Origin of the sequence: Micromonospora acroterricola (assembly GCF_003172955.1) — a bacterium.
In the GTDB taxonomy this organism is placed as follows: domain Bacteria; phylum Actinomycetota; class Actinomycetes; order Mycobacteriales; family Micromonosporaceae; genus Micromonospora; species Micromonospora acroterricola.
The window spans coordinates 1-13,530 of record NZ_QGKR01000269.1 but is presented as its reverse complement, the minus strand read 5'-3'; the positions used below and the strand labels follow the sequence as shown (position 1 = coordinate 13,530).

Genomic DNA, 13,530 nt, shown 5'->3' with positions numbered 1-13,530 from the left:
TCGACCGGCAGGTTGAAGTGCTGCATCACGCCGGGCAGGTCACAGAAACGTACGTCGACGAACTTCACGTCCTCGTTCTTGAGGTATCGCAGCAGTTCCTCGGGATTGGCGAACACACGTCCTCCTGGCACGTCCACGGGGTGGCTAGGCTTCTGGCGACGCTATGGCCAGGGGGTTGCCCGGCCGTGTCTCCTGTGTTTCTGCCGTGTTACGTCCCTCGCGGAGCGTCAGCCAGGCTCCGCCACCGCTCTCCGCCGGCCGCTGAACGCGTACCGGCTGTGCCAGTGTAATGACATCTGATGCCATTGGCCCGATTCCGCACGCAGCGAGAGGCGGCACCGGGAAGCGCCCATCCCGGCCCCGATACCCTTGACCGCTGTGAGCAACCCGCACGCCCCGGCAGCGCCGGCCACCGACCCCACCTTCACCCCGCCGACCCTCGGGCGGCGGTTCGGGGCGCTGATCATCGACTGGGTGCTGTGCCTGCTGGCGGCCAACATCTTCGCCGACCCGGTCCGCGACGGCTGGGCCCCCGTGCTGGTGCTGATCCTCGTGTACGGGCTCTTCCTCGGCCTGTTCGCCCAGACGCCGGGCATGTACATCACCAAGGTCCGCTGCGTGAAGTGGCACGACGGCGGCCGGATCGGGGTGTTCCGGGGACTGGCCCGGGGTCTGCTGCTGGCGCTGGTCGTCCCCGCGCTGATCATGGACGAGCACCGTCGCGGCCTGCACGACCGACTCACCGACTCGGTCATCGTCGACGCACCCCGCCGCTGACCCCCAAGCCGGACGCCACCGCCAAGATCACGCTCGATCCAAGGAGTAGTGGCATCCCTGGCGTGCGAGGCCACTACTTCCTGGATGCAGCACGATCTTGGCACCGGACCGGCTGCCCTGGGCGTGGACCGGGGCGGCGCGGCAACGCGGAACAAGGCGGGGCGCGCGGCGGTGACGCGGAACAAGGCGGGGCGCGCGGCGGTGACGCGGAACAGGGCTGGGCGGGCGGCGTTGACGCGGAACAGGGGCTGAGCGGGCGGCGGTAACGCGGAAGAGCCGGCCCCGCAGGGGTCCGGCTCTTCGAGGCGTACGCCGCGCGGGTCAGCGCCGCGTCTGGCGGAACGAGCCGCCTGGCGGCCGCATGTTCTTCGGGATGGCGCCCTTGGGCATCTGCGGCCGGGCCGTGAGGGCCTTGAGCCGCTTGTCGAGGGAGTTGACGTCCTTGCCGCTCAGCGCGCGGGGCAGCCGCAGCAGCGTGGTCCGCAGCTTGCGGATCGGCAGCTCGCCCTCCTCCTGCCCGATCACGTAGTCGTGCAGCGGGGCGGAGCCGATCACCTTGGCCAGCCGCCGCTTCTCCTGCCCGAGCAGGCCGCGTACGCGCTGCGGGTTGCCCTCGGCCAGCAGGATCACGCCGGGACGGCCGATCACCAGGTGGACCATGTCCATCTGGGTGGTGGAGCTGACCGCCGGGGTCACCCGCCAGTCGCCGCGCATGTTCTCCATGATCTGCGCCGCCGCGCCGGGCTGCCCCTCGGCGGCGTTCATCATGGCCTTGTTGGAGCGCAGGTTCAGCACGATCAGCACGGCGAGCAGGATGAACAGGATGCCCAGCGGCAGCCAGATCCAGCTCCAGAGGATGACCGCGACCACGGTGAGGGCGAGCGGGAGGAGCACCGCGGCGGCGACCAGCGGCGCAAACCACCGGTCCTGCTTGGCGGTGAACTGGAACACCATCCCGATCTGCTTCAGCCGCTGGCCGAACGAGACCTTCTCCTGGGGCTTTGCCATGCCGCAGAGTCTAGTGGGCGCCGCCCGGCCCGTTGATCCGCGTCCGGGTGGCCGGCGGCTGAGTACCTTACGTCGCCGTACGCGTCCGGGGCGGCCGGGTAAGGAGGGTGTCGCCGGGGAAGATCAGGCGGTGTGCCCATGCCCGGGTGGGGCCTTCGCGCGAAGAGTCATCAGCAGAAGATGACGACCCACGAAGGAGCCCGACATGTTCGGCAACGACGCGGAATTCCTGCTCTCCCTGCACCGTACCCACGCCGCTGAGCTGCGTGCCGAGGCGGCGGCGGACCGACTCGCGCGGTCGGTACCGCGGGCCACCGGGCGTAGCTGGTTGGGCCGGCGCCAGCCGACCCGCCGCACCGGCGACGACCGCCGGTGACCGCGACAGTCCCACCGGCCGCCAGCGCCCCACCGGCCGCGACCGCCCCACCCGCCGCGCCCTCCAGGGCGCCCGCCCCGCCGCTCGGTGACCGGCCGATCGGCGGGGCCGGCGGCTGGGCCCCTCATGGCATGCTCGACCGCGTGACCGTACGCGCCGCCAGCTCCGTCCTCGTCGGCCGCCAGCGAGAGATCGCGGCGCTGCGGGACGCGCTGGGCCGGGCGCGGTCGGGTGAGCCGAGCACCGTGCTGGTCGGTGGCGAGGCGGGCGTGGGCAAGACCCGCCTGTTGGAGGAGTTCTCGAGCTGGGCGACCGAGGCCGGGGCGCGGGTGCTGGTCGGCCAGTGTCTGGAGCTGGGCGAGGCCGGCCTGCCGTTCGCCCCGTTCGCCGCCGCGCTGCGCGCGGTGCTGCGCGCCGACGGTCCTGAGGTCTTCGCCGGCTACGAGGCGGAGTTCGCCCGCCTGCTGCCGGAGTTGGGCCGGGTGTCGGCGGCGTTCGCCGCGCCAGCGGCGGTGCCGCTCACCGACGCCCCGCGCGGCTACCTGTTCGACCTGGTCGCCGAGCTGTTCCAGCGGCTCGCCGACGCCCGGCCGCTGGTGCTGGTGATCGAGGACCTGCACTGGGCGGACCGCTCGACGCGGGACCTCATCGGCTTCCTGGTCCGGGCCGCCCGGCCGGGCCGGCTGCTGCTGGTCAGCACCTACCGCACTGACGAGTTGCAGCGTGGCCACCCGCTGCGCGCGTTCCTGGCCGAGCTGGACCGGGCCCGCGGCGTCGAGCGGGTCGAGCTGGGCCGGCTGGACCGCGACGGCACCGCCGCGATCCTCGCCGACCTGCTCGGGGCCGAGCCGACTCCCCGGGCCGTCGACGACATCCACGACCGCACCCAGGGCAACCCCTTCTTCATCGAGGAACTGACCGTCGCCGGTGACCCGATCGGCTGCGCCGCCTTGCCCGACACGTTGCGCGACCTGCTGCTGGCCCGGGTGGACCGGCTACCGGAGCCGGCCCAGCGGGTGCTGCGGATCGCCGCGGCCGGCGGCACCCGATTCGCCCACCACCTGCTCGCCGAGGTCGCCGGGCTGCCCGAGGCGGAGCTGGAGGACGCGCTACGCGCCGCCGTCACCGCCCAGCTGGTGGTGCCCCGGGACGGCGACTACGAGTTCCGGCACGCGCTGGTGCGGGAGGCCGTACACGACGAGCTGCTGCCTGGCGAGCACGCCCGGCTGCACGCCCGGTTCGCCGCCGCGATCGAGGCCCAGCCGCACCTGGTCGCCGAGGGCCGGGCCCCGGCCGAGATCGCCCACCACTGGTACGCCGCGCACGACCACCCCCGGGCCCTGGTCACCGCACGGGCCGCCGCCTGCGCCGCCGCCGACCGGTACGCCTACGCCGAGCAACGCCGGCTGCTGGAACGGGTGCTGGAGCTGTGGGAACTGGTGCCCGACGCCGCCGACCGGCTCGGCATGGACCACCTGGCGCTGCTGGAGCAGACCCTGGACGCCGCAGTCACGGCGGGCGACTTCAGCCGTGCGATCACCCTCACCCGCGCCGGGCTGGCCGAGGTGGACGCCGACGCCGCGCCCCTGCGCGCCGCCCGCCTGTTGGACCAGCGGGGTCGACTGCTGGCCCTGCTCGGCAAGAGCGACGGCAGCAGGGAGCTGGGTGAGGCGTACCGGCTGGCGGCGGGCGGCCCGGCCGGCGTGGAGCGGGTACGGCTGCTCGCCGACATCGCCGCGCACCTGGTCAAGATCGACCCGCGGCAGGCGGCCCGGGTGGCCGCCGAGGCCGAGACGGACGCCGAGGCCCTCGGCGAGGACGTGGCCCTGCTGCCCACGCGGATCGCCCTGCTCTGCCACGGTGAACGGGACCTGGAGCGGGGGCTTGCGGAGCTGCGCCGGGTCGAGTCCGTCGCCCGGGCGGCCGGGGACGCGCCGGCCCTGGTGATCGCCATGGTGTACCGATCGGACGTGCTCTGCGAGCTGGGCCGCTATGCCGAGTCCGCGCAGGCGGCCGAGGCCGGCGTGGCCGAGGCGCGACGGGTGGGGATCAGCCGTTCCACCGGGGCGTACCTGCTGTCGAACCGGGCCGAGGCGCTGATCGCGCTGGGCCGGTGGGACGAGGCGGAGGCGGTGTGCGCGGAGGCCGCCCGCATCGACCTGTCCGGCGTCACCGGGCTGCACTGGCTCCAGTTGGGTGCCGGGTTGCGGCTGGCCCGCGCCCACCCGGCCGCCGACGAGCTGGTCGACCGGGCGCTGGCCTTCCTCGGCCGGCCCTACCTGTGGCCGAACCACCGGTTGCCCCTGCACGAGCTGGGGATCGAGTCGGCGCTGGCCGCCGACGACAAGGTCGAGGCGGTCCGGGCGGCCCGCGTCGCGCTGGCCGACCAGAGCCTGCCGCAGCTGCCCCGGGAGGGCTGGCCGGTGCTCAGCGCCGTCGCGCGTGCCGCCGCCCGGGTGGGGGACCAGGAGTTGGCGGCCGCCGTCGCGGCGCTCGCCGCCGACCTGCCCGCCGTGCACCCGGCCGCGCGGGCGCATGCCGCCCAGGTCACCGCCCTGCTCGCGACCGCCGGGCGGGCGCTGCCGGCCTGGCGTGCGGCGGTGGACGCGTGGCGGGCCGACGGGCAGCCGTACCCGCTGGGCCGGGCGTTGCTGGCGCTCGCGGAGGCGGCGGCCGCCGCCGGAGAGCGGGACGAGGTGGCGGCGGCGGTGACGGAGGCCGCCGAGATCGGCCGGCGGCTGGGGGCGCCGCCGCTGGTCGAGGCCGCCGCCACCCTGGCGCGGCGGGTGGGCCTGCGTGGCGCCGGTCAGGGTGGGCCGGGCGCCGACCTGCTGACCTCCCGCGAACGGGAGGTGCTGCGGCTGGTCGCCGAGGGGCACAGCAACAGCCGGATCGCCGAGCGGTTGTTCATCTCCCCGAAGACGGCCAGCGTGCACGTGTCCCGGATCATCGCCAAGCTGGGCGTGACCAACCGGGGGGAGGCTGCCGCCCTGGCCCACCGCCTCGGCCTGCTCACCGAGTCTGCCGCGCCTCGCTGACGAGCGCACCGCGGCGGGTCGGCCCCCTCAGCCGCGCGGCAGGTAGATCCGCCAGCCGTCGATGGTGACCAGGTCCAGGCTGCCCGGGGTAGCGCGGAGCAGTTCGTCGAGCCGCGCCGCCAGCGGTGAGCCGGTCGGCGCGACCCAGGCCGGCGCCGCCGCGCGCTCCACCTCCCGCCGGTACGCGGGATAGCGGTCGAAGCCGGGGCGCAGCGTGTCGTCGACGACCGCGCAGACCACGTCCTCGGCGCTGGCGAAGGTGAGCCGGTTGCAGGTCCAGTAACCGGCGCGCACGTGCCGTACCCCGAGCTGGCGCAGGGTGGTGACCAGCTCGGCGTGCCGGGCCTCGGCGGCCCGGGTCGCCGGGGCGGCGTGCCCTGCCCGCCCGGTGGCGTGCGCGGCGGTGCCCAGCGTGGCGACCAGCACGACCACCGCGACCGGCCGGACGAAGGCCCGCCCGCCACGGCGCCGGGCCGCCGTCCACACCGGCCAGAGCAGCGCCGGCAGGGAGATGAGCAGGCAGGACAGGTAGCGGGAACTCTCCACGGGGGTGAGCCCGGCGGCGCTGCTCACGGTGTACGCGGCCAGGGTGGCCACCGCGGCCAGGACGAGAGCCAGGTGCATCGCCGCCGCGACCCGTGGCGACGAATCGGCCGGGGCGGTGGAGGCCCGGCGCGCCGCCCGCCAGGCGGTGACGGCGGCGACCACCAGCAGCACCGGGAGGGCGAGCGCCCACCACAGCTCCCAGGTCGCGCACCGGCCGGGGGCGCAGAACCCCATGCCCAGCGCCGGACCCAGCAGCAGGCCGCCGTGCAGCCGGTCCGCCCAGCCCGCCGTGGCGTCCGCCCCGCTGGCCGCGAGCACCGCGTGCAGCGGACTGCGGCCGGTCAGCAGGCTGTGCGCCAGCAGCGGGGCCGCTCCCAGCACGGCGGCCACCCCGAGCAGCGCGCCGGCCACGCCGCGCAGCTCCCGCCGGCGGAACGCGACCAGCACCACGCCGCTGGCCAGGACGTACGGCAGCACGAGCGGGTCGACCCAGAGCATCAGGCCGGCCAGGAACCCCCACGCCGCCCAGCGCACCAGCCGCCGCCCCGGGCGGCCGGCGGCCAGGTCCACGGCGAGCAGAGCGAGCGCCACCCCGGCGGCGTTCATCTCGGGGTACCCGCCGCCGGCGATGAGCTGGTTCTTGACCACCCGGTCGGAGCCGAGGGCGAGCAGCGCCACCACCAGCAGGCCGAACCAGCGGTCCCCGGTCAGCCGCAGCGTCAACCGCCAGGCCAGCAGCAGGAACAGCGCGTACAGCGCCAACGTGGGCAGCCGCAGGCCGACCAGTGACGGCCCGCCCGCCAGGGCGAACACCGGCGCGGCCAGGTACGCCTCCAGCGTGCCCATGTACTGCTGGCCGTAGAACCAGACCGGGAACCCCTCGCCGCGGGCGATGTGCAGCGCGGCCAACCCCATGGTGGCCTCGTCGCTGTTCGTCGGCGGCGCGGCGTGGCCCAGCAGCCAGAGCCGGTAGCCCACCCCGGCGAGCAGGGCCAGCACGGTGAGCCAGCCGACCAGCCCGAGGCGGACGCCGGGCCGGGGGCGCGAAGGGTCCGCGCCCCGCGGCTGCTGGCGTACCCCGACGGTCATCGCACGATCATGGCACCCGGTCGCCGACCCCCGGCGCGGCATGCCGGGGCGGGTCGGCGCCGTCGGTGCTCAGCCGGCGGTGACGACCGGAGCGCTGGCGCGGGCGTCGAGCGCCTGGCGGTAAAGCCGGCCAGCGCGGTACGACGAGCGCACCAGCGGCCCGCTCATCACCCCGGCGAAGCCGATCTCCTCGGCCTCCTCGCGCAGCTCCACGAACTCCTCCGGCTTGACCCAGCGGGTCACCGGGTGGTGCCGGGGCGAGGGGCGCAGGTACTGGGTGATGGTGATCAGCTCGCAGCCGGCCTCGTGCAGGTCGCGCAGCGCCTGCGAGACCTCGGCCCGCTCCTCGCCCATGCCCAGGATCAGGTTGCTCTTGGTGACCAGGCCGTCGGCGCGGGCCTGCCGGATCACGTCCAGCGAGCGGTCGTAGCGGAACGCGGGGCGGATCCGCTTGAAGATCCGCGGCACCGTCTCCACGTTGTGCGCCAGCACCTCCGGGCGGGAGCCGAAGACCTCGGCGAGCTGCTCGGGGACGGCGTTGAAGTCCGGGATCAGCAGCTCCACGCCGCAACCCGGCTGGAGAGCGTGGATCTGCCGGACGGTCTCCGCGTACAGCCAGGCGCCGCCGTCGGGCAGGTCGTCGCGGGCGACGCCGGTGATGGTCGCGTAGCGCAGCCCCATCGAGACCACCGACTCGGCGACCCGGCGCGGCTCGTCGGCGTCGAACTCGGCCGGCTTGCCCGTGTCGATCTGGCAGAAGTCGCAGCGCCGGGTGCACTGGTCGCCACCGATGAGGAAGGTGGCCTCGCGGTCTTCCCAGCACTCGTAGATGTTGGGGCAGCCGGCCTCCTGGCAGACGGTGTGCAGCCCCTCGCGCGAGACGAGCCCGCGCAGCTGGGTGTACTCCGGCCCCATCTTGGCCTTGACCTTGATCCATGGCGGCTTGCGCTCGATCGGCGTCTCGGCGTTGCGCGCCTCGATGCGCAGCAGACGCCGCCCCTCGGGGGCGGCCGTTGCGGTGCGCGCTGCCTGGCCGGTCGTCGGCGCGGAGTGCTCGATCGTCACGAAAACGAGCCTACGCCCGACGGCCACCGTCTATGTGCGTCAGGCGACCGGCGTCACGCCGCGGATGTTGTGACGCCGGACACCGACGAGCCGAAAATAGGCGTCACAGCCGCGGGGGCTGGGTGTTAGCGTCACCGCCAACAGCGACGACGGAGCCGAGTAGCGCCCCGACCCGCCAGTGCAGAGAGCCGCCGGTGCTGAGAGGCGGTCTGGCGCCGGTGCGTGAAGACCCTCCCGAGCTGCGGGAAGAACGGTTGCGGCTCGCCCCGTGCCCAGTAGAGCCCGCCCGGCTGGCCCCGGTCATCAGGCGACGAACGAGGCCCCCGCTCCGGCGGGGGCGAAGGTGTGGTGGCACCGCGAGGTTCCCGCTCGCCCACACCTCCCTGGGGCTGAGGTGACGCTTCGCCGCCCCCGGGGCGGCGAAGGCGTCGCGATCGACCGAGGAGCAGCCCACATGCACCGCATCCTGTCCCACCACCTACCCCTGCACGTCGGCGCGACCGTCCGGATCGCCGGCTGGGTGCACCGCCGCCGACTGTTCAAGTCGGTGGCCTTCCTGATCGTGCGGGACGCCACCGGCCTGGCCCAGGTCGTCGTCACCGACCCGGCGACCCGTGCCGAGCTGGAGAAACTCACCGAGGAGACCGTGGTCGAGGTGGTCGGCACGGCCACGTCGAACGCCACGGCGCCCGCCGGGGTGGAGATCACCGACCCGACGGTACGTCCGCTCGGCCCGCCCGCCGTGCCGCCGCCGTTCGACCTGTACCGGCCGACGCTCACCGCGAGCCTGCCCACTCAGCTCGACCACGCGCCCACCGCCCTGCGCCACCCGACCCGGTCGGCCGCGCTGCGCGTCTCGGCGGCGGCGGTGGCCGGGTTCCGGGCCGCCCTCGACGCCCGGGACTTCGTCGAGATCCACACGCCGAAGGTGGTCAGCTCGTCCACGGAGAGCGGGGCGAACGTGTTCGCCCTGGACTGGTTCGGCCGGCCGGCGTACCTGGCCCAGTCGCCGCAGTTCTACAAGCAGCTGATGGTCGGCGTCTTCGAGCGGGTCTACGAGGTGGGGCCGGTCTTCCGGGCCGAACCCCACGACACCGTCCGGCACCTCGCGCAGTACACCTCGCTCGACGTGGAGCTGGGCTTCGTCGCCGACCATCGCGACGTGATGGTCGTGCTGCGGGACACCCTGGCCGCGATGCTGGCCACGGTGGCCGAGCGGGCCGGGGGCGCGCTGGCGACGCTCGGCGTGCGGGTGCCGGCCGTGCTGGCGCAGATCCCGGCGGTGCACTTCAGCGAGGCGTTGACGATCGCGGGCGCGCCCGCCGACGAGCCGGACCTCGCGCCCGCCCACGAACGGGCGCTGGGGGAGTGGGCCCGCCGTGAGCACGGGTCGGACTTCCTCTTCGTCACCGGCTACCCGATGGCGAAGCGGCCGTTCTACACCCACCCGGACCCGGCCCGGCCGGCGTACTCCAACGGCTTCGACCTGCTGTTCCGGGGCTTGGAGCTGGTCACGGGCGGGCAGCGGTTGCACCGGCACGCCGACTACCTGGCGGCGCTGGAGGCCCGCGGGGAGTCGGTCGAGCCGTACGCCGGTTACCTGGACGCGTTCCGGCACGGCATGCCGCCGCACGGCGGCTTCGCCATCGGCCTGGAGCGCTTCGTGGCCCGTCTGGTCGGGGCGGCCAACGTCCGGGAGGTCACCGCGTTCCCGCGCGACCTGCACCGGCTGACCCCCTGAGAGGACGCATGGGCCGGCGGCGTCGCGTCGCCGGCCCGTGCGCTCGAGTGCCTCCCACTCGCGAGGTGGGCCGGAGCGTCAGACCTCGACCAGGGTGGACAGCCGCCGCTCGACGACCGGGAGCACGTCTGCCACGGTGATCGGGCGGCCCAGCTCGGCGGTGAGCGAGGTGACGCCGGCGTCCCGGATGCCGCACGGCACGATCCGGTCGAAGTGCGTCAGGTCGCAGTCGCAGTTGATCGAGAAGCCGTGCAGGGTGACGCCCCGGGCCACCCGGATGCCGATGGCGGCGACCTTGCGGGCCGGCCCCCGGTCGTCCTCGGGCACCCAGACCCCGCTGCGCCCCTCGACCCGCCCGGCGGTCAGGCCGAACTCGGCGCACACGTCGATCAGCAGCTCCTCGGTGCGACGCACGTAGGCCACCACGTCCACCGGGTCGGGCAGCCGGAGGATCGGGTAGCCGACGAGCTGCCCGGGCCCGTGCCAGGTGATCTTGCCGCCACGGTCCACGTCGACGACCGGGGTGCCGTCCGTCGGCCGGTCCCACGGCTCGGTGCGCTTGCCCGCCGTGTAGACGCTCGGGTGCTCCAGCAGCAGCACCGTGTCGCCGCGCTCACCAGCCACCACCGACTCGTGCAGCCGGCGCTGCTCGTCCCAGGCGGCCTGGTACTCGAGCAGGCCGGCACGGACGGCCGTCAGGCCGGAGGTCCTCGTCGTCACGCCCCTCAGAGTAGTCCCGTGACCGGCAATGATCGCTGGTGAGCCGCCTCACCGCGCTGCCGCGCCGCGCCGCTCGGGCCGAGGTGCCCGGCTGCCCGAGCAGCTCCACGGGGTCAGGCGGGCGGGATGCGCCAGACCCAGACGTCGTCGACCCGCTCCGGTTCGCCGAACAGGGCGTCGGCGGTGCGCCGGACCGCCTCCTCGTCGACGTCGAACTTGGCGCCGTGCACGCGATCGGGGAGGACGACCGTCTCGATCCGCCAGTGCCGCAGGTCGGCGCGGACGTCCCGCAGGGTGCCGTCGGTGATGATCGGCACCAGCCCGGTCCGGCCGGCCTGGTCCATCAGCGCGCTCAGGGTGCGCGGCACCGGCCCGATCCGGCCGCGCCCGTCCGGGCCGCCGGGGCCGAGGAAGAAGCCGCCCGGAATGCCGAACTCACCCTGCCGGTGCGACAGCGCGTACGCCTGCCAACGCTGCCCGTCCGGGTAGATGTCCACGGTCAGCGGCAGCGGCGTGAGCACCCCGCCCGGGGAGACGTACTCCCGCCAGGTGCCGGCCGTGATGAACCGCGGGACCGGCTCCCGTTCGTGGGTCAGCAGCGGGGTGGGCAGCAGCGGCAGCAGGGCCACCGCGAACCCGAGCACCCAGGCCAGCTCCGTGGGGCGGTACCGGGGCGGATCGTCGCGCAGCTGGTTGATGGCGTACGCCAGCAGCACCCCGATCACCGGCGCGACGACCAGGGCGAGCCGGGCGGGAAGCGCGGCGTTCACCACCGGTAGCTGCCCGAGCAGGTCGAACGGCATCGGCAGGTCGCTGCGCCGCCCGTCGACCTTCGCCACCGGCCCGAAGGAGAGCACCGCGAAGATCAGCGCGGTGGCGCCGAGCGCCCAGAGGGTGGCCCGGCGGGTGGCATCGGCGCGCCGCCAGAGCGCGACGAAGCAGATCACGGCGAGCGCCAGCAGGGGGATGCCGAAGAACGAGTTCTCCTCGGTGGGGTTCGGCGCCAGCGCGGTGCCCAGCCCGGCCTCACCGGCCAGCGAGCGGCGCGGGAACGCGGCGAACGCGGCGATGTCCTCGGAGTGGATCACCGGGTCGAAGCCGGTGCCGTGGAACCGCTGCGGCCCGGCGAAGTGCAGCCACAGCGGGTACGACAGCAGAACGCCGGCCACCACCGCGGTCACCCCGAGCCCGCGCAGGAAGGTGGGCAGCACGGTTCGGGCCTCGGCCCGGTGGGCCGGGTGCAGCGCCCAGACGGCGACGAACACGCCGAGCGCGAGCGCGGTGAAGAACAGGCCCTCGGCGGCGATCGAGAAGGCCAGCGCGACCAGGACGCCCAGGATCACCCCGTCCCGGAGCCAGTGCCCGGGGCGGCGCAGCGCGAACAGCCGCCAGATGAGCAGCGGCACCAGCCAGCCGGCGGTCCAGTTCAGGTGGGCGTTGGCGTGCGACACCATGCCGGGGGAGTAGGCGATGAACAGGCCGCCGACCCCGGCGGCCAGCCGGCTGCGGACCAGGTGCCGGGAGAGCAGCCAGTACCAGGCCAGCGCGGTGGCGAGCAGGTTCAGGGTGAGGATCACCAGGAAGGTCGCCGGTGGCCCGATCAGGTAGGTGAGCGGGGCGAAGACGACCGCGTACACCGTGATCGAGGTGTTGACCGCGAGGTTCACCCCGTCCGGGACGTTGATCAGGTACGTGAAGAGCGGGTTCTCCCCGTGGCTGACCGCGTGGCCGCCGAACGCCAGCAGCCACTCGAAGAGCGCCTGGTCGCTGGAGTTCACGGTGATGGCGCGGACGTTCGGGTCCCGCCACAGCCCGCTGGTCACCCAGACGGCGAGCGCGAGTGCCACCAGCACGACGATCAGGTCGGCCCGGCGGTCCCGGACGGCGCGTGGCGGTGACGCGGGTGCGGGCCCGGTGGCCAGCGACGGGGAGGACGGCACGCAGCGGACGTTACCAACCGGACCTGGACGGGCCGGTCATACATGCAAGGAGGGGACCTGTGTCATCGCCTGAGGTAGAGGAGGGGTGCCTTCCGGGACGGCGACGTCGAGGCGTACACAGCGGCCACCGTGAATGTGTAGATGTGCCCTATGTCATAGCGGCGACACATCGACGTAACGTTCCGGCAATTCCAACGTGACCCAGTTCACAATCCGTCCCCGGGAGGCCGCCGTGCGCCGCTCCTCGTCCTTGCTCACCCGGCTGACCGGTGTGGTCGCCGGGCTCGCCCTCGCCACCGCCGGCGTGGTCACCCTCGCCACGCCCGCCCAGGCGGCCAGCCTCACCCAGGTCGGCAGCTTCGGCTCCAACCCGGGCAACCTCGCCATGTACGCCTACCGGCCGGACAACCTGCCGGCCAACTCGCCCGCCGTGGTGCTGCTGCACGGGTGCACCCAGAACGCCTCCGGCTACTTCGCCAACTCCGGCTGGCAGAAGTACGCCGACCAGTGGAAGTTCGCGCTGATCGTTCCCCAGCAGCCCTCCGGCAACAACGCCAACAGCTGCTTCAACTGGTTCGAGACCGGGGACACCGCCCGGGGCCAGGGCGAGGCGCTCTCGATCAAGCAGATGGTCGACCACGCCAAGGCGAACTTCGGGGTGGACGGCTCAAGGGTCTTCGTCAGCGGCCTCAGCGCGGGCGCGGCGATGAGCTCGGTCATGCTCGCCACCTACCCGGACGTCTTCGCCGCCGGCTCGATCATCGCGGGCATCCCGTACCGCTGCGCCACCAGCATGGTCAACGCGTTCAGCTGCATGAACCCGGGCACGGACAAGACGCCCGCCGCCTGGGGCGACCTGGTCCGTGGCGCGTACCCCGGCTACACCGGCCGGCGGCCCCGCGTGGCCATCTGGCACGGCACCTCGGACACGACGGTCGCCCCGCTCAACGGCGCCGAGTCCCGTGACCAGTGGACCAACGTGCGGGGCGTCTCCCAGACCCCGACCAGCACCTCGTCACTGCCCGGCGGCACCAGCCTCGAGGTGTACGGCAACGACGACGTGCGGCTCTACCGGGTCTCCGGGATGGGACACGGCACCCCGGTCGACCCGGGCTCCGGCGCCGAGCAGTGCGGCAACGCCGCCGCGTACTTCCTCGACACCATCTGCTCGACGTACCGCGACGCGGTCTTCTTCGGGCTGAACGGCGGCGGCACCACCCCGACCCCGAC

At 74.1% G+C, this 13,530-nt stretch carries 11 protein-coding genes; 5 read left to right on the top strand and 6 right to left on the bottom strand.

Features of this window, described 5'->3' with window-relative positions; translation table 11 throughout:
* Positions 1-116: glutamine synthetase (locus DKT68_RS32160; RefSeq protein WP_236647015.1), on the bottom strand; the 116-nt coding region annotated here is incomplete at its 3' end.
* Between the two features lie 262 nt (positions 117-378).
* Here DKT68_RS32160 and DKT68_RS23645 point away from each other — a divergent pair.
* Positions 379-777: an RDD family protein gene (locus tag DKT68_RS23645; protein ID WP_109819590.1), complete on the top strand. Its 399-nt coding sequence runs from the start codon at positions 379-381 to the stop codon at positions 775-777.
* 321 nt (positions 778-1,098) lie between these two features.
* Here the strand turns inward: DKT68_RS23645 and DKT68_RS23640 are convergent, their stop codons facing one another.
* Complete coding sequence (locus DKT68_RS23640) at positions 1,099-1,785, bottom strand: DUF4191 domain-containing protein (RefSeq protein WP_109819589.1); 687 nt, start codon at positions 1,783-1,785, stop codon at positions 1,099-1,101.
* A 205-nt stretch (positions 1,786-1,990) separates the two neighbouring features.
* On the opposite strand from DKT68_RS23640, the gene DKT68_RS31575 reads away from it, so the two are divergent.
* Positions 1,991-2,161: a hypothetical protein gene (locus DKT68_RS31575; RefSeq protein ID WP_201749169.1), complete on the top strand. Its 171-nt coding sequence runs from the start codon at positions 1,991-1,993 to the stop codon at positions 2,159-2,161.
* A 143-nt stretch (positions 2,162-2,304) separates the two neighbouring features.
* Positions 2,305-5,199 (top strand): helix-turn-helix transcriptional regulator, encoded by a 2,895-nt coding sequence (locus tag DKT68_RS23635; RefSeq protein ID WP_236647045.1) that lies wholly within the window; start codon positions 2,305-2,307, stop codon positions 5,197-5,199.
* Positions 5,200-5,226: 27 nt separating this feature from the next.
* On the opposite strand, the gene DKT68_RS23630 is transcribed toward DKT68_RS23635, so the two are convergent.
* Together DKT68_RS23630 and lipA are read right to left on the bottom strand one after the other, a co-directional pair.
* Positions 5,227-6,834 (bottom strand): hypothetical protein, encoded by a 1,608-nt coding sequence (locus DKT68_RS23630; RefSeq protein WP_109819587.1) that lies wholly within the window; start codon positions 6,832-6,834, stop codon positions 5,227-5,229.
* Positions 6,835-6,903: 69 nt separating this feature from the next.
* Positions 6,904-7,926: a lipoyl synthase gene (gene lipA / locus DKT68_RS23625; protein ID WP_109819586.1), complete on the bottom strand. Its 1,023-nt coding sequence runs from the start codon at positions 7,924-7,926 to the stop codon at positions 6,904-6,906.
* 427 nt (positions 7,927-8,353) lie between these two features.
* Here lipA and aspS point away from each other — a divergent pair, with 427 nt between their 5' ends.
* A complete protein-coding gene (aspS, locus tag DKT68_RS23620) occupies positions 8,354-9,640 on the top strand; it encodes an aspartate--tRNA(Asn) ligase (RefSeq protein WP_109819585.1) in 1,287 nt (428 codons plus the stop codon).
* A 78-nt stretch (positions 9,641-9,718) separates the two neighbouring features.
* On the opposite strand, the gene lipB is transcribed toward aspS, so the two are convergent.
* Entirely contained in the window at positions 9,719-10,360 is a 642-nt protein-coding gene (lipB, locus tag DKT68_RS23615) for a lipoyl(octanoyl) transferase LipB (RefSeq protein ID WP_109819584.1), read from the bottom strand.
* Positions 10,361-10,473: 113 nt separating this feature from the next.
* Positions 10,474-12,300, bottom strand: coding sequence for a DUF2079 domain-containing protein (locus tag DKT68_RS23610; RefSeq protein WP_109819583.1), 1,827 nt, complete (start codon positions 12,298-12,300; stop codon positions 10,474-10,476).
* Positions 12,301-12,532: 232 nt separating this feature from the next.
* Here DKT68_RS23610 and DKT68_RS23605 point away from each other — a divergent pair.
* Positions 12,533-13,530, top strand: a 998-nt coding sequence (locus DKT68_RS23605; protein WP_109819591.1) for an extracellular catalytic domain type 1 short-chain-length polyhydroxyalkanoate depolymerase, incomplete at its 3' end; no start/stop codon positions are given.

Coding starts and splice junctions, on each gene's coding strand:
- DKT68_RS23640 (WP_109819589.1), bottom strand. CDS start 1,785: ATGGCAAAGCCCCAGGAGAAGGTCTCGTTCGGCCAGCGGCTGAAGCAG.
- DKT68_RS31575 (WP_201749169.1), top strand. CDS start 1,991: ATGTTCGGCAACGACGCGGAATTCCTGCTCTCCCTGCACCGTACCCAC.
- DKT68_RS23630 (WP_109819587.1), bottom strand. CDS start 6,834: ATGACCGTCGGGGTACGCCAGCAGCCGCGGGGCGCGGACCCTTCGCGC.
- aspS (WP_109819585.1), top strand. CDS start 8,354: ATGCACCGCATCCTGTCCCACCACCTACCCCTGCACGTCGGCGCGACC.